Annotated in this window: 24 protein-coding genes; 16 read left to right on the top strand and 8 right to left on the bottom strand. The window is 70.1% G+C overall.

The genetic code is table 11. The annotated features are described in order from the left end of the window. Nucleotides 1-7: 7 nt before the first annotated feature. Together ASF20_RS03540 and ASF20_RS03535 are read left to right on the top strand one after the other, a co-directional pair. Nucleotides 8-2827 (top strand): DUF4159 domain-containing protein, encoded by a 2820-nt coding sequence (locus ASF20_RS03540; protein ID WP_056270865.1) that lies wholly within the window; start codon nucleotides 8-10, stop codon nucleotides 2825-2827. A 28-nt stretch (nucleotides 2828-2855) separates the two neighbouring features. After that, nucleotides 2856-4940 (top strand): hypothetical protein, encoded by a 2085-nt coding sequence (locus ASF20_RS03535; protein ID WP_056270862.1) that lies wholly within the window; start codon nucleotides 2856-2858, stop codon nucleotides 4938-4940. 4 nt (nucleotides 4941-4944) lie between these two features. On the opposite strand, the gene ASF20_RS03530 is transcribed toward ASF20_RS03535, so the two are convergent. The 5 genes from ASF20_RS03530 to ASF20_RS03510 are packed head-to-tail and all read right to left on the bottom strand — an operon-like array spanning nucleotide 4945 to nucleotide 11231. After that, nucleotides 4945-5835 (bottom strand): alpha/beta hydrolase, encoded by an 891-nt coding sequence (locus tag ASF20_RS03530; RefSeq protein ID WP_056270859.1) that lies wholly within the window; start codon nucleotides 5833-5835, stop codon nucleotides 4945-4947. Nucleotides 5836-5878: 43 nt separating this feature from the next. Next, complete coding sequence (locus ASF20_RS03525) at nucleotides 5879-6382, bottom strand: N-acetyltransferase (protein ID WP_056270856.1); 504 nt, start codon at nucleotides 6380-6382, stop codon at nucleotides 5879-5881. Continuing rightward, nucleotides 6379-7482, bottom strand: a complete 1104-nt coding sequence (locus tag ASF20_RS03520; protein ID WP_056212538.1) for a microcin C ABC transporter permease YejB — start codon at nucleotides 7480-7482, stop codon at nucleotides 6379-6381. The genes ASF20_RS03525 and ASF20_RS03520 overlap by 4 nt, the downstream gene beginning before the upstream one ends. Nucleotides 7483-7491: 9 nt before the next feature. Further along, nucleotides 7492-9351, bottom strand: coding sequence for an extracellular solute-binding protein (locus ASF20_RS03515; RefSeq protein WP_056270851.1), 1860 nt, complete (start codon nucleotides 9349-9351; stop codon nucleotides 7492-7494). Continuing rightward, nucleotides 9348-11231 (bottom strand): extracellular solute-binding protein, encoded by a 1884-nt coding sequence (locus tag ASF20_RS03510; RefSeq protein ID WP_056270848.1) that lies wholly within the window; start codon nucleotides 11229-11231, stop codon nucleotides 9348-9350. The genes ASF20_RS03515 and ASF20_RS03510 overlap by 4 nt, the downstream gene beginning before the upstream one ends. Nucleotides 11232-11451: 220 nt before the next feature. Here ASF20_RS03510 and ASF20_RS23775 point away from each other — a divergent pair, with 220 nt between their 5' ends. Both ASF20_RS23775 and ASF20_RS03505 read left to right on the top strand, forming a co-directional pair. Beyond that, nucleotides 11452-11619, top strand: a complete 168-nt coding sequence (locus ASF20_RS23775) for a hypothetical protein (protein WP_156647938.1) — start codon at nucleotides 11452-11454, stop codon at nucleotides 11617-11619. Between the two features lie 40 nt (nucleotides 11620-11659). Then, the gene (locus ASF20_RS03505) at nucleotides 11660-11995 is read left to right on the top strand and encodes a type II toxin-antitoxin system PemK/MazF family toxin (protein WP_244476316.1); all 336 of its coding nucleotides are present in this window, start codon (nucleotides 11660-11662) and stop codon (nucleotides 11993-11995) included. A 102-nt stretch (nucleotides 11996-12097) separates the two neighbouring features. On the opposite strand, the gene ASF20_RS23035 is transcribed toward ASF20_RS03505, so the two are convergent. Continuing rightward, complete coding sequence (locus ASF20_RS23035) at nucleotides 12098-12976, bottom strand: cytochrome c family protein (RefSeq protein WP_082501149.1); 879 nt, start codon at nucleotides 12974-12976, stop codon at nucleotides 12098-12100. Between the two features lie 315 nt (nucleotides 12977-13291). Between ASF20_RS23035 and ASF20_RS03495 the strand changes: the two genes are divergently transcribed. The 5 genes from ASF20_RS03495 to ASF20_RS23770 all read left to right on the top strand — a co-directional run bounded on the left by ASF20_RS03495 (nucleotide 13292) and on the right by ASF20_RS23770 (nucleotide 17225). Next, a complete protein-coding gene (locus tag ASF20_RS03495; RefSeq protein WP_056270845.1) occupies nucleotides 13292-14035 on the top strand; it encodes a 3-deoxy-manno-octulosonate cytidylyltransferase in 744 nt (247 codons plus the stop codon). Between the two features lie 24 nt (nucleotides 14036-14059). Next, a complete protein-coding gene (locus ASF20_RS03490) occupies nucleotides 14060-14917 on the top strand; it encodes a prephenate dehydratase (protein WP_056270842.1) in 858 nt (285 codons plus the stop codon). 304 nt (nucleotides 14918-15221) lie between these two features. Then, complete coding sequence (gene oxlT / locus ASF20_RS03485) at nucleotides 15222-16508, top strand: oxalate/formate MFS antiporter (RefSeq protein WP_056271049.1); 1287 nt, start codon at nucleotides 15222-15224, stop codon at nucleotides 16506-16508. Between the two features lie 48 nt (nucleotides 16509-16556). Then, nucleotides 16557-16832, top strand: a complete 276-nt coding sequence (locus tag ASF20_RS03480; RefSeq protein WP_244476315.1) for a hypothetical protein — start codon at nucleotides 16557-16559, stop codon at nucleotides 16830-16832. A gap of 234 nt (nucleotides 16833-17066) precedes the next feature. After that, complete coding sequence (locus tag ASF20_RS23770; protein WP_156389716.1) at nucleotides 17067-17225, top strand: hypothetical protein; 159 nt, start codon at nucleotides 17067-17069, stop codon at nucleotides 17223-17225. An 85-nt stretch (nucleotides 17226-17310) separates the two neighbouring features. Here the strand turns inward: ASF20_RS23770 and ASF20_RS03475 are convergent, their stop codons facing one another. Further along, nucleotides 17311-18036 carry a tyrosine-protein phosphatase gene (locus tag ASF20_RS03475; protein ID WP_056270838.1) on the bottom strand — a complete coding sequence of 242 codons (726 nt, stop codon included), beginning with the start codon at nucleotides 18034-18036 and terminating at the stop codon, nucleotides 17311-17313. A gap of 214 nt (nucleotides 18037-18250) precedes the next feature. Here ASF20_RS03475 and ASF20_RS03470 point away from each other — a divergent pair, with 214 nt between their 5' ends. The 3 genes from ASF20_RS03470 to ppa all read left to right on the top strand — a co-directional run bounded on the left by ASF20_RS03470 (nucleotide 18251) and on the right by ppa (nucleotide 19835). Then, a complete protein-coding gene (locus tag ASF20_RS03470) occupies nucleotides 18251-18757 on the top strand; it encodes a GNAT family N-acetyltransferase (protein WP_056270834.1) in 507 nt (168 codons plus the stop codon). Nucleotides 18758-18832: 75 nt separating this feature from the next. Beyond that, nucleotides 18833-19162, top strand: coding sequence for a hypothetical protein (locus ASF20_RS03465; protein WP_056212522.1), 330 nt, complete (start codon nucleotides 18833-18835; stop codon nucleotides 19160-19162). 124 nt (nucleotides 19163-19286) lie between these two features. Then, nucleotides 19287-19835: an inorganic diphosphatase gene (gene ppa, locus ASF20_RS03460; protein ID WP_056270831.1), complete on the top strand. Its 549-nt coding sequence runs from the start codon at nucleotides 19287-19289 to the stop codon at nucleotides 19833-19835. An 82-nt stretch (nucleotides 19836-19917) separates the two neighbouring features. Here the strand turns inward: ppa and ASF20_RS03455 are convergent, their stop codons facing one another. Beyond that, a complete protein-coding gene (locus tag ASF20_RS03455) occupies nucleotides 19918-21174 on the bottom strand; it encodes an FAD-dependent monooxygenase (protein WP_056270827.1) in 1257 nt (418 codons plus the stop codon). 261 nt (nucleotides 21175-21435) lie between these two features. Here ASF20_RS03455 and tesB point away from each other — a divergent pair, with 261 nt between their 5' ends. From tesB to ASF20_RS24835, 4 genes are all read left to right on the top strand, one after another. Then, nucleotides 21436-22314, top strand: coding sequence for an acyl-CoA thioesterase II (gene tesB, locus ASF20_RS03450; protein WP_056270824.1), 879 nt, complete (start codon nucleotides 21436-21438; stop codon nucleotides 22312-22314). 342 nt (nucleotides 22315-22656) lie between these two features. Beyond that, on the top strand, nucleotides 22657-22995 hold the full coding sequence (locus tag ASF20_RS03445) for a P-II family nitrogen regulator (protein ID WP_055948310.1): 339 nt from the start codon (nucleotides 22657-22659) through the stop codon (nucleotides 22993-22995). 90 nt (nucleotides 22996-23085) lie between these two features. After that, the gene (locus tag ASF20_RS03440; RefSeq protein ID WP_056212514.1) at nucleotides 23086-24591 is read left to right on the top strand and encodes an ammonium transporter; all 1506 of its coding nucleotides are present in this window, start codon (nucleotides 23086-23088) and stop codon (nucleotides 24589-24591) included. Nucleotides 24592-24904: 313 nt separating this feature from the next. Beyond that, nucleotides 24905-26422, top strand: a 1518-nt coding sequence (locus tag ASF20_RS24835; protein WP_244476314.1) for a DNA translocase FtsK 4TM domain-containing protein, incomplete at its 3' end; no start/stop codon positions are given.

Genomic DNA, 26422 nt, shown 5'->3' with positions numbered 1-26422 from the left:
TCGCCGCATGCTCGGACTGCCCCTTACCTTCGCCGCGCCCCTGGCGCTTGCCGCCCTCGTCGCCCTGCCGGCCCTCTGGTTCCTGTTGCGGGTGACCCCGCCGCGCCCGCGCCGCATCGATTTCCCGCCCCTGCGGATCATGGCCGACCTGCTGGGCAAGCGCGAGACGCCGGCCCGGACGCCGCCCTGGCTGCTGATCCTGCGCATCCTCGCCGCCGCCTGCCTGATCCTGGCGGTGTCCGGCCCCGTCTGGAACCCCTCCGGCACGGGCGCCGCCGCGGGGCGCACGCCGCTCCTCGTCGTCCTCGACAACGGCTTCACCGCCGCCCACGATTGGCGCGACCGCCTGCGGGTGGCCACGGACGCGATCGAGAGCGCGGCCCGCGACGGCCGTCCGGTGGCGGTGACGGCCCTGGCCGAGCCGGCGGCGGCCCTGGAGGCCAAGGTCCCGTCCGCCGCCCTGGAGCGCCTGCGCGCCATTGCGCCGCGTCCGCATCTGGCCGATCGCGGCGCGCACCTGGCATCGCTCACCGCTTTCCTCGAGCGCAGCCCGAGCACGGCGATCCTCTGGATCAGCGACGGCGTCGCGGGCCCAGGCGAGGAGACGTTCGGCAAGCGCTTCGCCGACCTCGTCGGCCGGACCGGGGCCGCGCTCACCATCCTGAAGGCCGATCAGCCGCCGGCGCTCGCGCTCTCGGCCGCAGAAGCCAGCGGGCAGCTCACCGCGCATGTCCTGCGAGCGGCCCCGAACGGCCGCGACACCGGCCTCGTGCGCGCCGTCGACCAGAAGGGCCTGCCCCTGGCCGAGCACGCCTTCACCTTCGGGGCGAACGCCACCGAGGCCGAGGTCGGGTTCGACCTGCCGGTGGAGCTGCGCAACAGCATCAGCCGGATCGAGGTCGCGGCCGAGCGCTCGGCCGGCGCCGTCACCCTGGTGGACGAGCGCGGCAAGCGCCGCCGCGTCGGCCTCGTCTTCGGCGGAACCAGCGACCAGGCCCAGCCGCTGCTGGCGCCGACCTACTACCTGTCGCGCGCGCTCGGTCCCTACGCCGACGTGCAGGAGCCCCGGGGTGCCAAGGGCATCGCGGAATCCATCGGGCAGCTCCTCGACAACCAGGTCTCGGTCCTCGTCCTCGCCGATGTCGGCGCCCTCGACGGTCCGACCCTGGCCCGTGTCGAGCAGTTCGTCGACGCGGGCGGCCTCCTCCTGCGCTTCGCCGGACCGCGCCTCGCCGCCGGCAACGACCCCCTGGTGCCGGTGCGCCTGCGCCGCGGCGGCCGCACCCTCGGCGGCACCCTCTCGTGGGACAGCCCCAAGACCCTGGCGCCCTTCGCGCCCGAGAGTCCCTTCGCCGGCCTGACCCCGCCGGCCGATATCGGCGTGCGCCGGCAGATCCTGGCCGAGCCCGACGGCGACCTGCCGGGTCGGACCTGGGCCTCGCTCCAGGACGGCACGCCCATCGTCACGGCGCAGAAGCGTGGCCAGGGCCTCGTCGTGCTCTTCCACGTCACCGCCGATACCACCTGGTCGAACCTGCCCCTGTCGGGCCTGTTCATCGACATGCTGCGCCGAGTGGTGAATCTCGCGGGGGCCAAGGCCCTGCCGGAGGGCGATGCCGCCGCGCGGGCGACCGCCGTGCTGGCGCCGCGCCTTACCCTCGACGGGTTCGGCGCACTCGGGGCGCCGCCGGCCGGCGCCACCGCGGTCTCCGCCGACGATACCGATCGCGCGACGCTGGAACACCCGCCGGGCTTCTACGGCCCGGCCGATGGCGGCATCGCGGTCAACGCCCTCGCGGCGGCGGATCGGTTGAAGCCCCTCGATTTCGCGGCCCTCTCCGGCGCCCGCCTCGGCTCGCTCGCCGGTGCCGAGACCCTCGACCTGCGCGCCCTTCTCTTCACCCTGGCCCTGATGCTCCTCATCCTCGACACCCTCGCGGGCCTCTGGCTCAGCGGTTTCCTGCGGCGCGGACGGGGCTTCGTCTCGCGCCCGGCCGCGCTCCTCGTCGCCGGCCTGGCGCTCGGCACGCTGATCGGCACGCCCGTGCCGGTTCAGGCCCAGCCGGCCCCGCCGGTGCGCGCGGGCACCTTCGACTCGGCCCTGGCCACCCGGCTCGCCTACGTGATCACCGGAGACGAGGCGGCGGACACCGCGAGCCGGGCCGGACTTACGGGCCTGACGCAGATGCTGGCGAGCCGCACCGCCCTGGAGCCCGGCGACCCGATCGGGATCGATCCCGCCAAGGACGAGCTCGCCTTCTACCCGCTGATCTACTGGCCCATCGTCGCCGGGCGGCCGCAGCCGAGCGAAACCGCGATCCGGCGCATCGACGCCTTCATGCGCAATGGCGGCACGGTGATCTTCGACACCCGCGACGCGCTCACCGCGCGGCCGGGCGGTCCGCCGACGCCGGAAGGAGCGTATCTCCGCAAGATGCTGGCGACCCTGGAGGTCCCCGAACTCGAGCCCGTGCCGCCCGACCACGTCCTGACCAAGGCCTTCTACCTCGTCGACACCTTTCCGGGCCGCTACGCCACCGGCCAGACCTGGGTCGAGACCCTGCCGCCGGCGGGCGAAGGCTCCGAGCGCCGGCCCGCGCGGGCCGGCGACGGCGTCTCGCCGATCGTGATCACGAGCAACGATCTCGCGGCCGCCTGGGCGGTGGGCAAGCGGGGCGAGCCGCTCTACCCCATCGTCGGCGGCGACCAGCGCCAGCGCGAGATGGCCTTCCGCGGCGGCATTAATTTCGTGATCTACACCCTCACCGGCAACTACAAGGCCGACCAGGTCCACGTCCCGGCGCTACTGGAGCGCCTGGGCCAGTGATGACCCTTTCACCGGAGGCCATCCGCCTATGCTGAGCCTCAGCTTCAGCCCCCTGGTGCCCTGGCCGGTGCTGATCGCCTTCGGCGTGCTCGTCGTGGTCTTCGCCGTGCTGGCCTTCCTGGCCCGGGGTCGCACCGCGATCCTGCGGGCGCTCGCCCTGGCCCTGGTGCTTCTCGCGATCGCCAACCCGTCCCTGGTGCGCGAGGATCGCGAACCGGTGAAGGACATCGCCGCCATCGTGGTCGACCGCTCGGGCTCGCAGGCCCTCGGCGACCGGCCAGCGATGACCGATGCGGTCCGCGCCGAGTTGCAGCGTCGCTTCGGGGGCCTGACCAACATCGAGCCGCGCTTCATCGACGTGCCCGACGCCAAGGAGGGCGACGAGGGCACCCGGCTGTTCACCGCCCTGTCGCAGGCGCTGGCCGACGTGCCGGCCGAGCGCCTGGCGGGCGTCGTCATGCTCACCGACGGCGTGGTCCACGACATCCCGGCCTCGGCGGCGGCCCTGGGCCTCAAGGGGCCGCTCCACGTCCTCGTCACCGGCCATCCGGACGAGCGCGACCGGCAGATCAAGCTGATCGAGGCGCCGCGTTTCGGCATCGTCGGGCGCGACCTCACCATCCGGGCCGAGGTGATGGAGCGGGGCGGAACCGGCAGCGCCACCGTGACCGTCCGCCGCGACGGCGAGGAGGTCGGCCGCCGGACCTTCCCCACCGGCCAGCCCTTTTCCCTGACCATGCGGATCGAGCATGGCGGCCCGAACGTCGTGGAGATCGAGGTCGAGCCGCTTCCCGGCGAGCTCACCACGATCAACAACCGCGCGGTCCTGCCGATCGAGGGCATCCGCGAAAAGCTGCGGGTGCTCCTCGTGTCCGGCGAGCCGCATCAGGGCGAGCGCACCTGGCGCAACCTCCTGAAGTCCGACGCCAACGTCGACCTCGTCCACTTCACCATCCTGCGCCCGCCGGAGAAGCAGGACGGGACGCCGATCTCCGAGCTCTCGTTGATCGCCTTCCCGACGCGCGAATTGTTCGTCCAGAAGATCAAGGATTTCGACCTCATCATCTTCGACCGCTACGCGAACCAGAGCGTGCTGCCCTCGGCGTATTTCGACAACATCGTCCGCTACGTTCGCGAGGGCGGCGCCCTGCTGATCGCGGCCGGACCCGAATTCGCCTCGCCCTCCAGCCTGTCGCGTACGCGGCTGGCCGCGATCCTGCCCGGCGAGCCGAACGGGCGGGTGCTCGAGCAGCCGTATAAGGCGGCCCTCACGAACATCGGCAACCGCCATCCGGTGACCCGCGCCCTGCCGGGCTCGGAGGCCTCGCCGCCGGCCTGGGGGGACTGGCTCCGCATCGTCTCGACGCAGGTGAGGCCCGGCATCCAGCCCATCCTGCAGGGTCCGAACGCCCTGCCGCTGCTGGCCCTGTCGCGCGAGGAGAAGGGCCGGGTCGCCCTGCTCACCTCGGACCATGCCTGGCTGTGGGCGCGCGGTTACCAGGAGGGCGGGCCCTATCTGGATCTGCTGCGGCGGCTCGGTCACTGGCTGATGAAGGAGCCGGCCCTGGAGGAGGAGGCCCTGCGGGCCCAGACCACGGGGCACGGGCGCGAGGTCCGCGTGGAGCGCCAGACCATGGCCGACACGGCCGAGCCCGTCTCCGTAACGGGTCCGACTGGTCGCCAGCGCACCCTGACGCTGACCCAGGGTGAGCCGGGCCTGTTCTCGACGACCTTCGAGGCGACCGAGCTCGGCCTCCACACCCTGCGGTCCGGCAGCCTCGTCGCCTTCGTCAGCGTCGGTCCGCCGAACCCGCGTGAACTCGCCGACGTCTTCAGCGACACCGAGCGCCTGAAGGCGCTCGCCGAAGGCACCGGCGGCTCGATCCGCCGAATCGCGGACGCCGCTGGAGGCACGGTGGTGCCACGCCTGCAGTCCGTCCGCAGCGGCCGTCTCGGCGGCGCCGACTGGATCGGTTTCCGCCCCAGCGACAGTGCCAACATCCGCGGCGTCGAGGTCTATCCCCTCGCCCTCGGCCTCTGGGCGCTCGTCGCCCTGGCCGGTGCCGTGTTGGCGATGTGGCTGGTGGAGGGCCGGCGCGGCCAAGCCGTGTGACGCGTCACGCCGGCAGCCGCTCGAAGAATCGCGCGATCTCGGCCGCAGCCCGGTCGGGGTCCTCCCGGTGAGGGAAGTGGCCCACGCCGGGCATCGGCGCGAGGTCGAGGTCCGAGAATGTCTCGCCGAGGCGATCCGTCCAGGCGTAGGGGAAGAGCGGGTCGGAAACGCCCCAGCGGACGCAGGTCGGCACGCCGATCGGGGGCAGCACGGGCGCCTCGCCACGAATCATCGCCAAGCGGCCGGCCTGTGAACTGACGTACCAGTTGAATCCGCCCTGGAGGTTGCCGGGGGCGAGGAAGTTGTCGGTGAAGGCGTCGAGCACATCGTCGAACGCGGCCGGGTTCCCGCCGGCCCAGTGGTGCAGGAAGTGACCGATATAGAGCCGGCAGCCCTCGCGCGAGGCCCCGACCTGCGCCGCCGCGAACGGCTTCACGTGGTAGGATTGATACCAGATTTCGGCGAGCATTTCGGGTGCGGCGAGGCGTGGGCCGATGCCCGGATAGGGGCAATTGAAGGTGAAGAGCCCCGTGAGCCGTTGCGGGGCCGCCCGGCCGAGGGCCTGCACCACGTAGGCCCCGACATCGTGGCCGACGACGCCGACGCGGTCGAGGCCGAGGGCATCGAGCAGCGCCACGACATCGTCGGCGTGCACCTCCGCGCCGGCCTTGGCGGACGGCAGCGCATCCGGCTTCTCGCTGGCGCCGAAGCCGCGCAGATCCGGTGCGATGAGCTCGAAGCGGCCAGCGAGGCGCCGCATCACCGGCTCCCAGGTCAGCCAGAATTCCGGCCAGCCGTGCAGCAGCACCAGCGGGCGGCCGTGCCCGAGCCGCGCCACATGGAGGGCGACGCCGTTCGCCGTGATCGTGTCGTGCCGGATTGCCGTCGCGTCCATCGTTTCCATCCCTGCCGGCGCCGGGTCGGCGCCCTCGGCGGAGTCAACGCCGGCGGAGGGCGGTGACGTTCCCCGAGACCGTTGCGGCCGCGCCGGCGCGCAGTTCGCGCCAGAGGAAGCGGGCCGGGTCGACGGGGGAGGGCGGAATGAGACGCCCGGGCGGGATCGGCGCGAAGCCGAAGCGCCGGTAGTAGGGCGCGTCGCCGATCAGGATGACGAGGCCGTGGCCGGCGGAGGTCGCCGCGTCGAGGCAGGCCGTCATCAGGGCGGCGCCGATACCGCGCCCCTCGAAGCTGGGATCGACGGTGAGCGGCCCGAGCACGAGGAGCGGATCGCCCGCCTCGGCCGGACCCACCCGCACCGAGCCGACGAGGTAGGTCGCCACCAGGGCGGTGAAGCAGAGCTCGGCGACCGGTGCGGTCCCCTCGCGCAGGCGGTAGGCCGTGCGGGCGAAGCGGCCCGGACCGAACGCGCGGGCATGGAGCCGTTCGATCGCCTCGGCGTCGCTCGCGTGCTCGTGCCGGATGACGAGGGGGAGGGTGGTCACGTCGCCCGAGCCGAGAAATCGATGCGCGGGTCGATCCAGGTGTAGATCAGGTCGGAGAGCAGGTTCACCGCCAGCCCGAGCAGGGAGAAGATGTACAGGGTCGCGAACACCACCGGATAGTCGCGCCCGACGATGGAGGTGAAGGACAGGAGCCCGAGCCCGTCGAGGGAAAAGATCGTCTCGATCAGCAGCGAGCCCGTGAAGAAGGCCGAGATGAAGGCCGCCGGAAAGCCCGCGATGACGATCAGCATGGCGTTGCGGAAGACGTGCCCGTACAGCACCCGCCGCTCGGACAGGCCCTTCATCCGGGCCGTGAGCACGTACTGCTTGCGGATTTCGTCGAGGAACGAGTTCTTGGTCAGCAGGGTCGAGGTCGCGAAGGCGCCGAGCACCAGGGCCGCCAGGGGCAGCGTCATGTGCCAGGCGTAGTCGACCACCTTGCCCCAAAGGCTCAGGGATTCGAAGTTCTCGCTGGTCAGGCCCCGGATCGGGAAGATCTGCACGAAGGACCCACCCGCGAACAGGATGATCAGCGCGATGCCGAACAGGAAGCTCGGGATCGCGTAGCCGATGATGACCACGGTCGAGGTCCAGAGGTCGAAGCGCGAACCGTCGTGCACCGCTTTGCGGATGCCCAGCGGAATCGAGATCGCGTAGGAGATCAGGGTCATCCAGAGGCCCAGCGAGATCGACACCGGCAGGCGCTCGCGGATCAGCTGCAGCACCGATACGTCGCGGAAATAGCTGTTGCCGAAATCGAACCGGACGTAATCCCAGATCATCTTGGCGAAGCGTTCGGGCGCCGGCTTGTCGAAGCCGAATTGCTGCTCGAGCTTCTTGATGAAGGCCGGATCGAGCCCCTGCGCGCCGCGGTAGCGGGCATTCGCCTCGCCTCCGCCGCCGCTGCGGGCGGCGCCGCCGAGGTCGCCGGCCCCGCCGGTCACCCGCGACAGGCTTCCCTCGTTCTGGCCCTGGAGCTGGGCCAGCACCCGCTCCACCGGGCCGCCGGGGGCGAACTGCACGATGACGAAGGTGATGAGCATGATCCCGAAGATGGTCGGGACCATGAGCGCGATGCGGCGCAGAATGTAGCCGAGCACGGGTGTCCCTCAGGTTCGGCCGATGCGCCGGGCCTTGGCGGCATCGTACCACCAGACGCTCGGCGCGCCGAGATCGTAGGTCGGCCCCTTGGCCGGGCGGCCGTAGACGTCCCAGAGGGCCAGCCGGTGATCGGCCTTGTACCACATGGGTACCCAGTAGCGGCCGGCCCGCAGCACCCGGTCGAGGGCGCGCGCGGCTTGGATCATGTCGGTGCGAGAGGTCGCCTCCGTCACCCGCTCGATCAGGGCGTCGATGGCAGGGTTCGCGATGCCCGCCAGGTTGCTCGAGCCGGGCGTGCCGGCGGCGCGCGACCCGTAGGCCTCTCGGAGTTCGGGCCCCGGCGTGAGCCCGCTGGCGAAGCGGCGGGCGGTGAGGTCGAAGTCGAAATCCTTGACCCGGGCCTGGTACTGCGACGGATCGACCAGCCGGATGCTGGCGCGGATGCCGATCAGGCCGAGGTTGCGAATGAAGGGCTGCGTCACCGGCTGGAACACCGGGTCGTTGTCGAGGAACTCGATTTCCAGCGGCTTGCCTGAGGCCAAGCGGATCACGCCGCCGTCGCGGGTGCAGCCGGCCTCCCGCAGCAGGGTCACGGCGCGGCTGAGCAGGGCGCGGTCCTGGCCCGAACCGTCTGAACTCGGCGGGCTCCAGGCCTCGCCGAAGACCTCCGCCGGCAGGTCGCCCCGCATCGGGTCGAGGAGGGCCAGCTCCTCCGGCGCCGGGCGGCCGGTGGCCTTCAGGTCCGAGTTCTCGAAGTAGGAGGCCGTGCGGAGATAGGCGCCGTACATCAGGTTGGCGTTCGACCAGTTGAAGTCGAAGCACAGGCCGATCGCCTCGCGTACCCGGGGATCGCGAAAGGCCTCGCGGCGGGTGTTCATCCACCAGCCCTGCGTGCCCGAGGGACGGGCATCGGGCACCGTCTCCTTGCGGACGCGGCCCTCCTGCACGGCGGGGAAGTCGTAGCCCGTGGCCCAGACCCGGGCGGTGAACTCCTCGCGGAAGGTGAAGGCGCCGCCCTTGAAGGCCTCGAACGCGACCTGGCGATCGCGGAAATACTCGTACCGGATGGCGTCGAAATTATTCTGGCCCACATTCACCGGCAGCTCGGCGCCCCAGTAATCCTTCACCCGCTCCAGCTCGATGAAGCGGCCCGCCTCCACGCGGCCCACCTGGTAGGGCCCCGAGCCCAGGGGTGGCTCCAGGGAGGAGGCCTCGAAATCGCGCTTGGCGTAGTAGGTGGCGGAGAACACCGGCAGGGTGGCGACGAAGAGGGGCAGATCGCGGCTTCGGCCGGGCGCGAAGCGCAGGGTCACCGTGGCGTCGTCCTCGGCGACGGCCTCGGCGAGGTCGCGGATCACCTGCGAGATCTCGGGGTGGCCCTTCTCCTTCAGGAGGCGCAACGAGGCCGCCACGTCGTGGGCGGTGAGGCGCGCGCCATCGTGGAAGCGGGCCTGCGGCCGCAAGCTGAAGCGGTAGGTCAGCCCATCCTCGGAAATCTCCACCGAGCGGGCTAGGAGCCCGTAGAGGGCGTCCGGCTCGTCGAGGGCGCGGACCATCAGCGAGTCGAAGGTCAGGTTCATGCCGGCGGCGCCGTCGCCGCGCAGGACGTAGATGTTCAGGGTGTTGAAGGTGTCGGAGGCCTGGTTGCCCAGGGTGGCGGCGAGCTGCGCCGAGAAGCGCCCCCCCCGCGGCGCGTCCGGGTTGACGTAGTCGAAGTTCGGGAAGTCGGCCGGGTATTTCAGGTCGCCGAAGCTCGACAGGCCGTGGCTGGTGCGGGCCGCCGCCCGGACGGGGGGCGGCAGCACCATTGTCGCCCCGAGGGCACCGGCGCCTGCGACGACCGCACGCCGGGTCGGGCCGGCGCTCAACGTGGGGCCCCGGTCTTGGCCGCCAGGGCTTCGTCGTACCACCAGGTCGCGGGGAAGCCCGAGCTGCCGTATTTCGGAAGCACCGCCGGGTGCCCGAAGCGGTTCCAGCGCAGGGTGCGCGAGACGTTCGAGCCCCATTGCGGCACGACGAAGTTGTGGGCCAGCAGCACCCGATCGAGGGCATGGGTCGCCGCCAGCACGCCCGGGCGATCCTTCGCGAAAATTACCTTCTCCACCAGGGCGTCGACGCCTGAGTCCTTAATGCCGATGAGGTTGCGCGAGCCGGCCTTGTCGGCGGAGGCCGAACCCCAGTACTCGCGCTGCTCGTTGCCCGGGGAGAGGGATTCCGGCCACGAACTCGTGGTGATGTCGAAATCGAAGGCGCGCAGGCGGTTCTGGTACTGGGCCTGGTCGATGACCCGCAGGGTGCTGTTGATGCCGATGAGCTTCAACTGCGCCGCGTAGGGCAGCACGACCCGCTCGAACACGCTCTGGAATTCCAGGAACTCGACGGTGAGCGGCTCGCCGCTCTTGACGTCGGTCATCTGGCCGTTTCGCAGCTCGTAGCCGGCCTGCTTCAGGAGGCCGACGGCCTCGCGCAGATTGGCGCGCACCGCGTCCGGCGTGCTGTTGACGGGGTTCGTGTAGGGCGTGGTGAAGACGGAAGGAGGGACCTTGTCCTTCACGCCGTCAAGGATCGCCAGCTCGTCGCCCTGGGGCAGGCCGGACGAAGCCAACTCCGAGCCGAAATAATAGGAGTCGATCCGCTTGTAGAGGCCGAAGAACAGCGACCGGTTCATCTCCTCGAAGTTCATCGCGAGATTGAAGGCTCGGCGCACCCGCGGATCGGCGAACTTCGCCCGGCGGGTGTTCAACACGAAGGCCTGCATGTTGCCGTTGCCGCGATCCGGGAACTCCTCCTTGATCAGGCGGCCCTCCTTCACGGCGGGGAAAGTGTCGTAGGCGGTGGCCCAGTTGCGCGCCACGTTCTCGGCCCGGAAGTCGAACAGGTCGCCCTTCAGCGCCTCGATCAGCACCGTCGCGTCGCGAAAATATTCGTTGCGCATCGTGCCGAAATTGTTGCGGCCGACATTCACCGGCAGGTCCTTGCCCCAGTAATCCGCCACCCGCTCGTAGGTGGCGCTGCGCCCAGCCTCGAACTTCGCCAACCGGTAGGGTCCCGAGCCCAGGGGGATCTCGAGGGTGGTCTGGGTGACGTCGCGCGGCCGCCCCTGCGCGTCGGTACCGGTCCACCAGTGCTTGGGCAGCACCCGCAGCTGGCCGAGTACCTGCGGCAGCTCGCGGTTGCCGGCTTCTGAGAAGGTGAAGGTCACCTCGCGCGGGCCGGTGACGACGGCCTTGGTCACGGTCTGGTAATAGGCCGAATAGAAGGGGCTGTTCGCCTTCAGGACGTCGAAGGACCAGACCACGTCCTCCGGTGTGATCGGCTGGCCGTCATGCCAGCGGCCCCCTTCGCGCAGGCGGTAGGAAACGGCGGACAGGTCGTCGGCGAGGCGCACGCCGTCCGCCAGGAGGCCGTAGGACGTGAACGGTTCGTCGGCCGATTCCGTCATCAGGGTATCGTAGATCTGGACGATTCCGCCCTCGAGATCGCCCTTCAGACCCGAGACCACGTAGTTGAAGTTGTCGAAGCCCCCCTGAGCCCCCAGCCGCACGAGGCCGCCCTTCGGCGCGCTCGGGTCGGCATAATCGAAATGCTTGAAGTCGGAGCCGTATTTCGGTTCGCCCATCAGCGTGATCGCGGGCATCCAGGCGCCCTTCGGCGCGGCGGGATCCGGATCGGGGGCGGCCCGGGCGGGCAGGCCACAGGCCAGGAAGGCGAGGGTGGCGACGAGGCGTCCGATCAGGGCAATTCGCATCACGGGCAGGCGGTCTCCGGATTCCGGGTGCGCGGGTCCGCCGCCGCACCGGCGACGGCAGGCGGGTGTTCTAGGACGGACCGGCCGCGAACGCCAAGCCGGCGCGTGCGCGCACGGCCCCGTCCCGATTTGCGAGCGAGCGACCGCGGCGCGGCGCCTCAAGCCATAGGCCCGGTGGTATGCTTCCCATGTACGACAGAAGCGTCATGAAGGAGCCATCATGGCCCAGGACAGCGCGGTTTTGCAGGTACGGCTCGATGAGCGCTTGAAGCAGGCCTTCGCGGATGCGGCGTGGCGGGACAGCACCACCCCGTCCGGGGCGCTGCGCGCCCTCGTTCAAGCCTACGTGCGCGAGAGCCGCCGGACGCGGATGAGACGGAGGCTCTGATCGCAGACCTACAAGATCTCGGGGATGCGGAAGCTCGGTCGTGACCGGACGGCAGGCGATCGTGATCCTCGCCACCAAGGTAAGCTATACGAGCAAACCGCGACCGTCCGTGGTCATCCAGGCGGACAGCTTTCTCCACACGGACAGCCTCACGCTGTGCCTGATGACGAGCGCGCGTGTGCTGGGGGCGCCGATGCTTCGGATCGACGTTGAGCCGAGCCCAGCCAACGGACTTCGCGAACCCTGCCAGATCCAGGTCGACAAGATCGTCGCGGTCCCGCGCGTGAAGGTCGGGAGCATCGACGGGCGTCTGGAGGACGCCTACATGCGCCGCCTCGAAGAAGCCATGCAAGAATTCCTCGACCTCGACCGCTGACGCAGGGTTACCTCGAACGAAGAGGCCGGGCTCTGGCCCGGCCTTGGTCACTCTCCAGATATCTCGCTCAGAGCATCTCGGTCAGCGGCGAAGACAGTCGTCTTACTGCCCGGCCGGCTTCTCGGCCGGCACGGTTGCGGCCGGAGCGGAAGGCGCGGCGGGGGCTGCCCCGACCGGGGTATCGTCGGCGGGCTTCACGGATGCCGGCTTGTTCGCCTCTTCGCCCGCGACGGTGGGCTTGGCGGCCGTCGCCGGGTTGGCGACCTCCGGCTTCTGGTCCTCGGTCGACTTGGAGGCGTCCGCAGGTTTCGGCGCCTGCTCGCGCCGCACTTCCGCCGCGGGCTTCGACTCGGGATCGGGCTTGGCCTCGGCCGGCTTGGCATCCCCGGTCTTTGCGGCGGCCGGTTGGGCTTCGGCCGGCTTGTCGCCCTCGGCCTTCTTTTCCACGGCCGGCAGCGGCGCCGGGGTATCGGCGAGGCTGTGCAGGTAAAGGATCACGTCGGCGCGCTCGGTCGGCGAGGTGATGCCCGCGAAGGCCATCTTGGTCCCGGGGACGTAGCCCTTCGGGTTGGTCAGGAAGTGGTCGAGCTCGTCGTAGGTCCAGGTGCCGCCCTTCTCCTTGAGCGCGGCCGAGTACTCGAAGCCGGGCTCGTGGGCGCGCTGGCGGTCGACGACGCCCCAGAGATGGGGGCCGACCTTGTTCGGGCCGCCCTTCTCGAAGCTGTGGCAGGAGGCGCACTTCTTGGCCGCGGCCTGGCCCTTCTCGACGGTGGCGCTGGCCAAACGGATCGGCAGGGGCTCGGCCTTCGCCTCGGGCGCGGCGCCACCGGCAGCCTTCGGCTGCGGCTCGGGCAGGGCATAGCCCGCATTGCCCGCGGGCTTGGGATGATAGATCAGCTCGGCGACGAAGCCCGACCCCACGGCGAACAGCAGCGCGCCGAGCGCGGCACCCGCGACCTTGTTCAGCTCGAAAGAGTCCATTCTCGACAACTCCGGTGCGGCCGGCCTGAGGGGGAGAATTCAGGGCGAAGTCCAGCGCGTACCTGGGCCGGACTTTGGAAACGGTCGAGGGTGCTTAGCCGCTGAAGCCCGATCTTGACAATGGCCGAGTCACGCTTCGCGTAGTCGCAGACGGGCAGGTGTCGCCGCCATCCCTCACTTCTTCAGACGCGGGCGGGCGCATCCGGTTCCCGCCTCGCCCGACGCGGCTTTCCCGGCCCGGCGCCACATCGCCAGCATGACAACCCGGGGCGCCGCTGGTAAGCACCGGCCCCAGCCGGAGCAGGGCCCAGACCGATGTCCGATCCCATCGTCCTCATTCCCGCGCGCATGGCCGCGACCCGCCTGCCCAACAAGCCGATGGCCGATCTCGCTGGAGAGCCGATGATCGTGCATGTCTGGCGCCGCGCCGTGGAGGCCGGCATCGGCCCCGTGGTGGTGGCCACCGACACGCCCGCCATCGTCGAGACCATCGAGGCCGTGGGCGGCCTCGCGGTCCTGACTCGGGCCGACCATCCCTCCGGATCGGATCGTCTGGCCGAGGCCCTGGAGATCATCGATCCGCAGGGCAACCACGACGTGGTGGTCAATGTCCAGGGCGACTTACCGACCATCGACCCGGGCATCATCGGCGCGGCGATCCTGCCGCTGGCCGACCGCTCCGTCGACATCGCCACCCTCTGCGCCATCATCACCGAGGATTCCGAGAGGCGTGATCCCAACGTGGTCAAGCTCGTCGGCCACACGGTGGGCACCCGCCGCCTGCGCGCGCTCTACTTCACCCGCGCCGAGGCGCCCTGGGGGGAGGGGCCGCTCTACCATCACATCGGCCTCTACGCCTATCGCCGGAAGGCGCTCGCCCGCTTCATGGCCCTGCCGCCCGGCGAGCTCGAGACACGCGAGAAGTTGGAGCAGCTCCGCGCCCTCGAGGCCGGGATGCGCATCGACGCCATCGTCGTCGACGACCTGCCTCTGGGTGTCGACACCCCCGCCGACCTTACGCGCGCCCGCGCCATCCTGTCGGCCCGCCGCCTGAACTGAAGCGCCCCGGAAAGACCAGCCCGCATGCCCCAACACATCGTCTCCTACCAGGGCGAGCCCGGCGCGAACTCCCACATCATCTGCGCCCAGGCCTATCCGGACTGGACCCCGCTGCCGTGCCCGACCTTCGAGGACGCCTTCGCGGCCGTGAAGGAGGGCCGCGCGACGCGGGCGATGATACCCATCGAGAACTCGATCGCCGGCCGGGTGGCGGACATCCACCACCTGATCCCGACCTCGGGCCTGCATATCGTCGCCGAGCACTTCCTGCCGATCCATTTCCAGCTGATGGTCCTGCCCGGCACGCCCGTGGCGCAGATTCGGACGGTGCACAGCCACGTCCACGCCCTCGGGCAGTGCCGCAAGATCATCCGGCGTCTCGGCGTTCGCCCCATCGTGGCCGGCGACACGGCGGGCGCCGCCCGCGAGGTGGCGGAGGCGGGCGATCCCACGCGCGGCGCTCTCGCCCCCGCGCTGGCGGCCGAGGTCTACGGCCTCGACATCCTGGAGCACGACGTCGAGGACGAGAGCCACAACACCACCCGCTTCGTCGTGTTCTCGCCCGAGCCCGAGCCGGTCTCGCCCGAGGCCGGCCCGATGGTCACGAGCTTCGTGTTCCGGGTCCGCAACATTCCGGCGGCCCTCTACAAGGCGCTGGGCGGCTTCGCGACGAACGGCGTGAACATGTCGAAACTCGAGAGCTACATGGTCGACGGCCAGTTCGTCGCGACCCAGTTCTACGCCGAGGTGGATGGCCATCCGGAGGAGCCGGGCCTGTCGCGGGCGCTGGCCGAACTCGGATACTTCTCGCGCGAATTGCGGATCATCGGGACCTACCCGGCGCATCCCTACCGTGAGGCGAGCCGCATCGCCGCGGAATAGGGGCTCCGCCCCGTCGCTCCCTCGGCAAGGGCAGGATCGCACCGGGGCCGGCCGCCGCCATGCCGCGGCGGATGGCCCTCGTGGCCGTTCCGCGGGCCTGGGCCGCGCGTTCGGTGTGCGGCAGCCGACCCATGGGCATCCTTCCACAACCGGCACGATGATACACGGCGCCAGCCTCCGCGCGGGGTCCGGTCACCGTCGCACGTCCGAACCGACATTTCATTCCCTGGTATATTGCATACAAAGAAATTTGATGCATGCTGGCAGGATCGGGGCGAACGATCCGATCGAGAAGGAATTCGGGATGGAACTTCAGGACTCACCGTCCGCCAAATGGTGGCAACTCGCCTTCGGCGTGCTCTGCATGGCGATGATCGCCAACCTCCAGTACGGGTGGACTCTGTTCGTCGACCCCATCGACACCAAGTTTCACTGGGGCCGCGCGGCGATCCAGTTCGCGTTCACCATCTTCGTGGCCACCGAGACCTGGCTGGTGCCGGTCGAAGCCTGGTTCGTCGACCGCTACGGCCCGCGCATCGTGGTCTGCTTCGGCGGCATCATGATCGCCCTGGCGTGGTTCCTGAACGCCCACGCCGATTCCCTCTTTCTGCTCTATGCGGCGGCCGTCATCGGCGGCATCGGCGCCGGGTCCGTCTACGGCACCTGCGTCGGCAACGCCCTGAAGTGGTTCCCGCATCGCCGCGGCCTCGCCGCCGGCGCCACCGCGGCCGGCTTCGGTGCGGGCGCGGCGGTCACGGTGGTCCCGATCGCCAAGATGATCGCCACCAACGGCTACCAGGATGCGTTCCTGTTCTTCGGACTGGGTCAGGGGGCCATCGTGGTCCTCCTCTCGTTCTTCCTGCGCAAGCCGTCCCAGGCCGGGCCGGTCCAGCGCAAGACCCTGCGCCTGCCGCAGGCCAAGGTCGATCGCACTCCGCGCGAGGTGGTGCGCACCCCCGTCTTCTGGCTGATGTACGTGATCTTCGTGATGGTCGCCTCCGGCGGGCTGATGGCGGCGGCGCAGATTGCCCCGATCGCCCACGACTTCAAGGTCGCGGACGTCCCCGTCAGCCTGTTTGGACTGCAGATGGCAGCGCTCACCTTCGCGATCTCCCTCGACCGCATCTTTGACGGCTTCGGACGCCCGTTCTTCGGCTTCGTCTCCGACAATCTCGGGCGCGAGAACACCATGTTCATCGCCTTCTCGATCGCCGCCCTGGCGATCATCGCCCTCCTGACCTACGGCACGTATCCGCTGGTCTTCGTGTTCGCCACGGCGGTGTATTTCGGCGTCTTCGGCGAGATCTACTCGCTGTTCCCGGCGACCTGCGGCGACACCTTCGGTTCGAAGTTCGCCACGACGAATGCCGGCCTGCTCTACACCGCGAAGGGCTCCGCCGCGTTCCTGGTGCCGATCGCCAGCGTCATCTCGGCCAAGTACGGCTGGTCGGCGGTGTTTTCGATGATCATCGGCCTCAACGTCGTGGCGGCGATCCTGGCGATGTTCGTGCTCAAGCCCCTGCGCCTGCGCTACCTGAACGACGAGACCGTCCCGATTCCCGTCGCGGCCCGGCCTGCCCAGGCCGCCTGACGCGCAGGCCGTCCCGCGTGCGGCGGGCGTCGACGTCCGATCGGCCGAATGCGTGCCGATCGGGCGATGGATCGAACGGACGGTCGGATCGAGGTCGAGGCCGTCCCGGAACCGAGGTTGTCCATGAACATAGCGGCAGCGCTCACCCTTCAGACGGTCCCGTTCGCCGGGATCGTTCTGGCCGGTCGGGAAGACAAGGATCTCTTCGCGGTCGTGTATCTGGGGGCGGTAGGTTTGATCCTGACGCTGATCATCCTCACCGGCGAAAGTCCGAGCTACCTCTCATCCTTCGCAATGGATCTCGAAAGTCTGTCGCTCAACTGAATGCTGCGCTGCGAAATCTATAGCTTGGGGAAGTAAATTCTTAATACGGATTTTGGGTAAGCCTTGCAAAATCCTCGGCCGAGCGATGCGGTGTTCGCGCAGCAGGGGCGCGCTGCAAACCTGTTCGGTTAAAGCCCTGCGCGGTTCGCATGAGTGGTGTGTAGAATTTGGTATACCAATGAAAATGGTGCGGTGCCATATCAGGTGCAACGCAATCGCCCTGGAACACCACCCATGATCGCTCTTCTCGTCCTCGCCGCCGTCGCTCTCAACGTCTCGCTGGTCTTCGTGGCCGCGAACCTCCTGACGCCGAACAACGGCCCGCTTTCCAATTCCGGTCGCTTCATCGCCAGCAACGAGAACGCCCCGTCGACGATCCGCCTCGCCGCCTGAGGCGATCCCGCCGGGCGTCCACGCCCTGGGGAACGGTCCATGAAAAGCCCGCCCGGCCCGGCCGCGGCGGGTTTTTCGTGCCCGGCTATTCCCGCTTGATGACCCGGTCCACCACGAGGTCGGACCAGAAGCCGGGGCGGAACGAGCGCTTCAGCGCCTCGGGATCGTATTCGGTCTCGACCCAGGTCAGGAAATCCAGGCCCTTGGGCTCGCCCTCCCGGCGGTAGAGCGCGAAGAACGCGTCGAGGATCCCGGTCTTGGCGAACCGGAAATGGCCGTAGCGGGCCGAGAGCTGGCCCATGGCCTCCGACACCGGCAGGCCCTCGTGCAGGATGAGGTAGAGCGCTGCCGCGAGGCCGGCGCGGTCCGCGCCCGACTTGCAGTGCATCATCGCCGGGTACGCGACCCCGTCGAAGAACGCCTTGGCGGCCAGGATGGTCTCCCGAGAGGGCGCCTCCCGCGAGCGCAGCACGAACTCCACCAGGGTCAGGCCCTGCCGTTCGCAGGCCTCGCGCTGGAGCGGCCAGGAGCCGTGCTCGCGCCCGCCGCGCAGGGAGATCACGGTACGGACCCCCTGGCGCTTGAACCAGGCCAGCTGGTGCGGCGTCGGTTGGGCGGAGCGCCAGAGCTTGCCCGCGCCGATCCGGTGCCGATTCAGGTAGGCGAGGCGGAACACCCCGTGATCCACCAGCAGCATGTTCGCCCAGGCCTTGGCCCGCGAGACCGGGCCGGCGATCGGGCGCTCGAAGCGCGCGATCCGCGCCATGCGCCGGGCGTAGCGGGTCTCGTACGAGAGGAAACGGTTGAACACGGGGACGGTGGGACCGCTCTGTCGGGGACGGGGAGGGGCTGATCTACCAGTGCGCGGCGGCCGCGGCAAACGCGCTGTGGAGAGCGGGGAGCAACCGGCATCGACCTTGCGTTGGTCCCCGTCGCCTTGTCTTCGCCCGGATCGTCGCCTCCGATGCGGTGGTCGACACCGATTGCGAACCGTCCATCGTCTTCATCGAGCGCGGGGATCCGTCATGCGAACGAGCACCACCAGCATCCGCCGCGCCCGTCCGGCCGACGCCGACCCCCTGGCGGACCTGTTCGACGAGACCTGGCGCGAGGCCTACCGGGGGATCATCCCCGGGGTCGCCCTGGAGCGGATGATCGCGCAGCGCAGTTCGCAGTGGTGGCTCGGGGCCACCCAGCGCAGCCGACCCCTCGTGGTGGTCGAGCAGGCGAGCACCATCGTCGGCTACGCGGTCTACGGACCGGCGCGGGGCCGCATCCTGCAGGCACCCGGCGAGATCGACGAGCTCTACATCCGCCCGGCCTACCAGGGTCTCGGGCTCGGCCGCCGCCTGTTCCGGGCGGTTTCCAACGACCTGGCCGACCACGGCCTGACCCGGGTCGGGGTCTGGGCGCTCGAAGGGAACGAGCGGGCCTGCGCCTTCTATGCCGGGCTCGGCGGCATCGCGATCGGCCAGGCCGTCGACCGGATGGCCGGAACGGTTCTGCCCAAGGTCGGTTTCCGATTCAGCTGACTTCGCCGAAGCCTGCGCCGCTCCTGCGGTCCGGCTCGGCAAGTCGGATCCTCGGGCGAGCGAGCGGGACGACGGATGAGCGTGACGGCGGCGGATTGGGACAGGCGGGTCACGGACCTCAGCGCGAAGCTGCCGGACCGCATGCGCCGCGCCGTGGACTGGCTGCGCGAGCCGTCGCGGATCTGGGTCCGTCTCCTGGCGGCGATCCTCTTCATCCTCGGCGGCATCTTCTCGATCCTGCCGATCCTCGGCCTGTGGATGCTGCCCCTGGGTCTCGCCCTCTTGAGCCAGGACGTGCCCGCCCTGAAGGTTCCCCTGGAGCACACGGCCCGCTGGATCGAGCGCATGGTCCAGCGCCTCGCCGCGGCCTGGCGCCGGCGCTTCGGTCCCTCGGACCGGCCCTGAAACGCGCCCGACAATTTCGTGCAAACGTCGCCGCCCGCCGCACGGTACGATTTCCTTCGCGGCGGAAGGGCCTTAAGACACCCGGCAACGGGGCCGGAATGCCCCTGCTTGCGGGAGCACACATATGATCATCGACGCGGTCTCGATCGGCAAGAATCCGCCTGACGACGTGAACGTCATCATCGAGGTACCGATCGGTGGCGACCCGATCAAGTACGAGATGGACAAGGAGGCCGGCGCCCTGGTGGTCGACCGCTTCCTCTATACGGCGATGCACTACCCGGGCAATTACGGCTTCATCCCGCACACCCTGTCAGGCGACGGCGATCCCTGCGACGTGCTGGTGGCCAACACCCGCGCCATCGCCCCCGGCGCCATCATCAGCGCCCGTCCGATCGGCGTCCTCGTGATGGAGGACAATTCCGGGGAGGACGAGAAGATCATCGCCGTGCCGTCGCGCCACCTGACCATGCGCTACGATCGGATCGAGAACTACACCGACCTTCCCGACATCACGATCCACCAGATCCAGCACTTCTTCGAGCACTACAAGGATCTCGAGCCCGGCAAGTGGGTCAAGATCAAGCGCTGGGGCGGCAAGGACGAGGCGCACCGCCTGATCCTCGAGGGCATCGAGCGCGAGAAGGCCAACAAGGCCGCCAAGGGCAAGTAAAGCTCGGGCGAGTCGTTCTTCGAGGCGGTGAATTCGCAGTGCGGCGGTCCCTTCCTGACGGAAGGGGTCGCCGTTTCGCGTTTCAGAGCGCCTCGCCGCGCATCAGCCGGGGCTGCGGTCCGCGCGCAGCGGCCGCCTCGCCGATGAACAGCCGCTTCAAGCCGGGAAGCCGGTCGACCAGGCCGAGGCCGACATCGCGGGCGAGGCGCAGCGGCATCACGTCGTTGGAGAAGAGGCGGTTGAGCCCGTCCGTCACCGCCCCCATCGCGACGGTGTCGAAGCGGCGCCCCCGCTCGTAGCGCTTCAGCACGTCCGGGCTTCCCGGATCGAGACCGAGGCGGAGGGCGTCGGTCACCGCCTCCGCCAGCACCGCCGCGCCGGCGAGGCCGAGGTTCAGGCCCTGGCCGGCGATCGGGTGGATCACGTGCGCGGCATCGCCCAGGAGCGCCAGGCGCTCGCCCCGGAAGCTGCGGGCCATGCCGAAGGCGAGGGGATGCGCGCTCGGGCCCCGCTCCAGCGCCAGGCGCCCGAGGTTGAGGCCGAATCGGCGCTCGATCTCCGCCAGGGTCTCGTCGGGGCCGCCTCCGGTCAGGGCCGGCACGTCGGCCGATCGCTCCGTCCACACGATGGACGAGCGGTGCCCGAGGGCGCCCCCGTCCACCAGGGGCAGGATGGCGAAGGGGCCGCTGGGCAGGAAGTGCTCGTAGGCCCGGCCCGCATGGTCGCGCTCGTGCCCGATCGTGGCGACGAGCCCCATCTGCGGATAGGACCAGCCGACCCAGCCGATCTTCGCGGCCTCGCGCAGGCGCGAGCGCGCCCCGTCCGCGGCGACCAGGAGCGCAGCCTCCAGCACGCGTCCGTCGGCAAGCGCGATGCGGGTGGTGCCGCCGGCGGGCGTGGCCTCGAGAAGGCCGGTGGGTTCGAAGAGCACCCCGGCCGCCTCGGCCGCCGCGAGCAACGCGGCCACGAGGGGCTCGGCCTCGACCATATGGGCGAAGGGCGCGCCGGCCTCCGCCTCCTGCGCAAAGGTGAGGAAGACCGGGCGCACCGGGTCCGACAGGCGGCTGTCGCTCACCACCATGTCGTGGATCGGCTGCGCCGCCCCCTGCGCCGCATCCCAGATGCCGAGGCGCGCGAACATGCGCCGGCCGCCGGCCGCCACCGCGTAGGCTCGCCCGGCATGGCGCGCCGCGCCGGCGCTCAGAGCGGGATCGCAGACCGTGACCGTCAAGGCCGGGCCGTTGGCCTGGGCCAGCGCAAGGGCGAGCGTCAGGCCGGGAATGCCAGCGCCGGCGATGACCACGCTGCGCCGGTTTCCGCGCTTCTCCGATCCGTCCATGCCGATCCCCGCCGCCCTCGCTGCCAGGGAGGGAGTGCCATTCCCCGGCGCCGGGGGCAACGCGCGGCGTCAGGGATCGGGCCCGCGCCATCGTCGCTGGGGCCGGTCGCCGAAACCGGCCCGAAGCCGTGCCATCCGATCCTCGCGATCCGATCCTCGCGATCCGATCCTTGCCATCGGAATGGTTCACATGTGAAGGATCGCCCGTGGCGCCGCGGCGCCCACCCGGCTCGCGGATCGCCGGGCGACCAGGGAAGCGGCATGACCGGCATCGTCACCGAACTCCTCGACATCCTCGACCTGAAGAGCCTGAAGCCGGATCTCTACCGGGGCGAGAGCCTGCAGACGGGCTGGTTCCGGGTCTTCGGCGGGCAGGTCGTGGCGCAGGCGCTGGTGGCGGCGACCCGTACGGTGCCGGAGACCCGGCCGCCGCACTCGCTCCACGCCTACTTCCTCCTCGGCGGCGATCCGAAGGCCCCCATCGACTACGTGGTGGAGCGCATCCGCGACGGCCGCAGCTTCACCACCCGCCGCGTCGTCGCGCACCAGCACGGCCGGGCGATCTTCGCGATGTCGGTCTCCTTCCATGACGCGGAGGCGGGCGCGACCCATCAGGCGACCATGCCGGACGTGGCTCCCCCGGAGGAGGTGCCGGAGGCGCCTGCCGCCACCGCCGACGCCGCCCGGCGCGGGCTCGCGATCCCGGCGCCGATCCTCTCCTATTTCGGCCGGCGCCGGCCCATCGAGCTGCGGCCCGTCGAGATCGAGCGCTACCTGCGCCGGGCGCCGCGGGAGCCGCGCTTCCACGTCTGGATGCGCGCCGTCGACCGCCTGCCCGACGATCCGGCGATCCACCGCGCCGTCCTCGCCTACGCCTCTGACATGACGCTCCTCGACGCCACCCTGATCCCGCACGGCCAGACCGTGTTCGACCCGGAGATCCAGTCGGCGAGCCTCGACCACGCCCTCTGGTTCCACCGGCCGTTCCGGGCCGACGACTGGCTGCTCTACGCCCAGGACAGCCCGAGCGCCGACGGGGCCCGGGGCTTCGCGCGCGGTCAGATCTTCACGCGCGACGGCACCCTCGTGGCGTCCGTGGCCCAGGAAGGCATGATCCGGCCGCGCCGCGCCGAGGCCTGACAGGCTCGGCGCAACCGGCGAAAAACGCCTGCGCCGTGCACGAATTGCCTGCCTGGTCGGCTCTGTGCCTAATCTGCGGGCAAACTTGGCCGTTGAAACGCCGCGTCATGAGTCAGTGACCGGATACTTCTTGGGCAGATGTGGGTTCGGCAAAAAAGTTCCGTTGGCATAGTCCTTGAATATGGGTGCGGGTGAACGGGTCGGAAGCGGCCCGGGCGCACCGGCCGGTCCGATCGTGTCGCGACGCTTGCGTGCGCCGGCCGGTGGCCTCCACGCGCGCATGTGTCTGTCCACTCGGTTCACCTCGTCGAACTCAACTCGTAGCTTAAGGGGGCGTCGCCCATGAAAATCGTGATGGCCATCATCAAGCCGTTCAAGCTGGAGGAGGTCCGCGACGCTCTGACCGGCATCGGCGTCCACGGCCTGACCGTGACCGAGGTGAAAGGCTACGGACGCCAGAAGGGCCACACCGAGATCTACCGGGGCGCCGAGTACGCCGTGAGCTTCCTGCCCAAGCTCAAGATCGAGGTGGCCGTGGCCTCCGACCTGGTCGCGAGCGTGATCGACGCGATCGCGGCCGCCGCCCGCACGGGCCAGATCGGCGACGGCAAGATCTTCGTCGTGCCCCTCGAGAAGGCCGTCCGCATCCGCACCGGCGAGACCGACGTCGACGCCCTCTGAGGCGACCGCCTGTCCGGACGATCGCGTCCGGGCGCCCCTGACACGTCCCCTTCACATCAACATCGCACCGCGATCGGGAGTCTCGTTTCCATGAAGCTTCGCAATGCCCTGGCGCTCGGGCTGGGGGGTGCCGCGCTGGCACTCCTGTTCATCGAGCCATCCCTTGCGCAGACGCCCACGGCGGAGGCCGTGACGGCCGCCGCGAGCGCCGCGCCCGTCCCGAACAAGGGCGACACCGCCTGGATGCTCATCTCCAGCGCCCTGGTGCTGCTGATGGTTGTGCCCGGCCTCGCCCTGTTCTACGGCGGCCTCGTTCGCACCAAGAACATGCTCTCCGTCCTGACGCAGGTCTTCGCCATCGCCTGCATCTCCTGCCTGCTGTTCGTGATCTTCGGCTACAGCCTTGCCTTCACCAACGGCGGCGGCCTCAACGACTTCGTCGGCGGCCTGTCCAAGGCCTTCCTGAAGGGCATCGACGCGAACTCCACCGTCGCCACCTTCTCGAACGGCGTCGTGATCCCCGAATACGTCTACATCTGCTTCCAGATGACGTTCGCGATGATCACCCCGGCCCTCATCGTCGGCGCCTTCGCCGAGCGGATGAAGTTCTCGGCCCTGGTCGTGTTCATGATCCTCTGGACCACGCTGATCTACTTCCCGATGGCGCACATGGTCTGGTACTGGGGTGGCCCGGACGCGGTCGGCAACGCCGCCAAGGCGCTGGCCGCCGCCACCGACGACGCCTCGAAGGCGACCGCCCAGGCGGCCCTCGACGCGGTGAATGCCGATGCCGGCCTGCTCTTCAAGTGGGGCGCCCTCGACTTCGCCGGCGGCACCGTGGTGCACATCAACGCCGGGATCGCGGGATTCGTCGGCTGCCTCATGCTCGGCAAGCGCATCGGCTACGGCCGTGACCTGCTCGCCCCGCACTCCCTGACCATGACGGCGATCGGCGCCTCGCTCCTCTGGGTGGGTTGGTTCGGCTTCAACGCCGGCTCGAACCTCGAGTCCAACGGCACCGCCGCCATGGCCATGCTCAACACCTTCGTGGCCACCGCCGCCGCAGCCCTTTCCTGGCTGTTCGTGGAGTGGATGCTGAAGGGCAAGCCGTCCCTCCTCGGCATGCTGTCGGGCGCCATCGCCGGCCTCGTGGCCGTCACCCCGGCCGCCGGCTTCGCCGGCCCGATGGGCTCGATCATCCTCGGCCTCGTCGCCGGCGCGGTCTGCTTCATCATGTGCTCCACGGTGAAGAACGCCCTCGGCTACGACGACTCCCTCGACGTGTTCGGCGTCCACTGCATCGGCGGCATCCTGGGCGCCATCGCCACGGGCCTGCTCGTGAACCCGGACTTCGGCGGCGTCGGCCTGCCCGACTACACCTCCAAGCCCGGTGAACTCGCGGTCGGCGCCTACGAGACCAGCGCCGCCCTGATGAGCCAGATCAAGGCTGTCGGCTTCACAATCGTCTGGTCGGGTGTCGGCTCCGCCATCCTGTACAAGCTCGTCGATCTCACCATCGGCCTGCGCGTCACCCAGGACGAGGAGCGCGAGGGCCTCGACATCGCCGATCACGGCGAGCGCGCCTACAACTACTGAGCCATACGACGCCCCCGGGCGTCGGACGGAAAGGCCCCGGTCCCCGCGACCGGGGCCTTTCTCGTTCCGGCCCCCCAGTCGAGCGGGCTCTGCGCAGGCGTCCCGCGGCCTCACGGGGCCGTGAGACGGGACCTGCCCGGTCGCGCGCCACCTGCCCGCGAAGCGCCCACCGCACCGGAATGACTCGATGCCGGAGCGACCCAGGGAAGGACGGAATTGCAACGGTGCGCGCAGGGAAGTCTCAACCTTAGCCAGCCGTTAACTCCGGCGACGCTACCGTCGCCGGACAGTTCCCCATCGTGTCTGGTACCGCATGCGCTCGCTTCGCCGTTCCGCATCGCCCTACGATACTTTCGTCGACAGCTTTCGCCCGTTCCTGGCCAAGCGAATGACGGAGTTGGGCGGTCTCGTGCTGTTTGCCGGTGCCACCGCGCTGACGGTCGCCCTGGCGACGTGGTCGATCGACGATCCGAGCCTCAACCACGCCACCGACCACCCTGCCCACAACGTCCTGGGCACCGGCGGCGCCGTGGTCTCGGACCTCGCGATGCAGCTCCTGGGGCTCGGCTCCCTGGCCTTCGTGCTGCCCCCGGCGCTCTGGGGCATCCAGTTGATGCGCACGCGGGCGCTGCCCCGGGGCGGCCTGCGCCTGACCCTGTGGATCATCGGATTCTTCGCCGCGAGCGCGGTGGCGAGCGCGCTGCCCTCGACGGCGCGCTGGCCCCTGCCCACCGGCCTCGGCGGCGTCGCCGGCGACGCGCTGATGCATGCCGCCCGCACGATGCTCGGGATCGTGGCGACCCCGTTCCGCGCCTTCGCGGGCTTCCTCTTCGCCGGCGTCGCGATCCTGTGCCTCACGGGGGCCTGCCGGGTCGGCGAGCTCGATGCGGAGGATCTCGACGCCTACGACGCGCCGCCGGCCCCCGTGCGCCAGCCCGCGCGCGGCCGGCCCGACGCCAGCCAGGACGGACGCTACGAGGACGACGAGCCGAGCCTGGGCATCGTCTCCCTCGGGGCGATGGCGCAGGCCCTGATGGGCGGGCGCACAGCCCTGGCGGCGCGCATCGCCGATTGGCGCGCCGAGCGCGCGGCCGCCGCCACAGAGCTCGCCTATGCGGGCGCCTCGCCGGCCCTCGCCGCGCAGCGCGCCTTCGCGGCCCCTGAGGACGCCCCCTGGGCGACTCACGCCCCCGATGCCCGGGTGGCCTCGTCGGACGGCCGGCGCGAGCCGGTCTTCGACGCGCCGCCGCAGGCGCCGTCCGCGTCGCGGCGCCCTCCGGTGCCCGTGCATCACGGCGACGAGGAGGCCGACGACACGGACGAGGTCGAGGCCGCGCCCGTCGAGGCCGCCGCGCCGGCGCGCTCCCGGGTGGCGCCCGCGGCCCCGCCGCCCGTCCCGGCCGCCGCCCGTCGCGCGGCTCCGCCCCAACCCCTGAATGCCGAGAACTACCGGCATCCCGCCCTGGAGCTCCTCGCCGACGCGCCGCGCCTGCCTGCCTCGAGCCAGATCTCGTCGGAGGCCCTGGAGCAGAACGCCACCCTGCTGGAGGCGACCCTCAGCGACTTCGGCGTGCGCGGCGACATCCTGGCCGTGCGTCCCGGACCCGTCGTCACCCTCTACGAGCTGGAGCCGGCGCCTGGCACCAAGTCGAGCCGCGTGATCTCGCTCGCCGACGACATCGCCCGCTCGATGTCGGCGGTCTCCGCCCGCGTCGCCGTGGTCCCCGGCCGCAACGCCATCGGCATCGAGCTGCCGAACGCCCGGCGCGAGACGGTGTACTTGCGCGAATTGCTGGCCTCCGCCGATTTCGCCGAGACCAAGCAGAGCCTT

This window comes from Methylobacterium sp. Leaf88 (genome assembly GCF_001422795.1).
Classification (GTDB): Bacteria; Pseudomonadota; Alphaproteobacteria; order Rhizobiales; family Beijerinckiaceae; genus Methylobacterium.
Note: the sequence above shows the minus strand (reverse complement) of the source record. Positions and strands in the feature narration are given on the sequence as shown.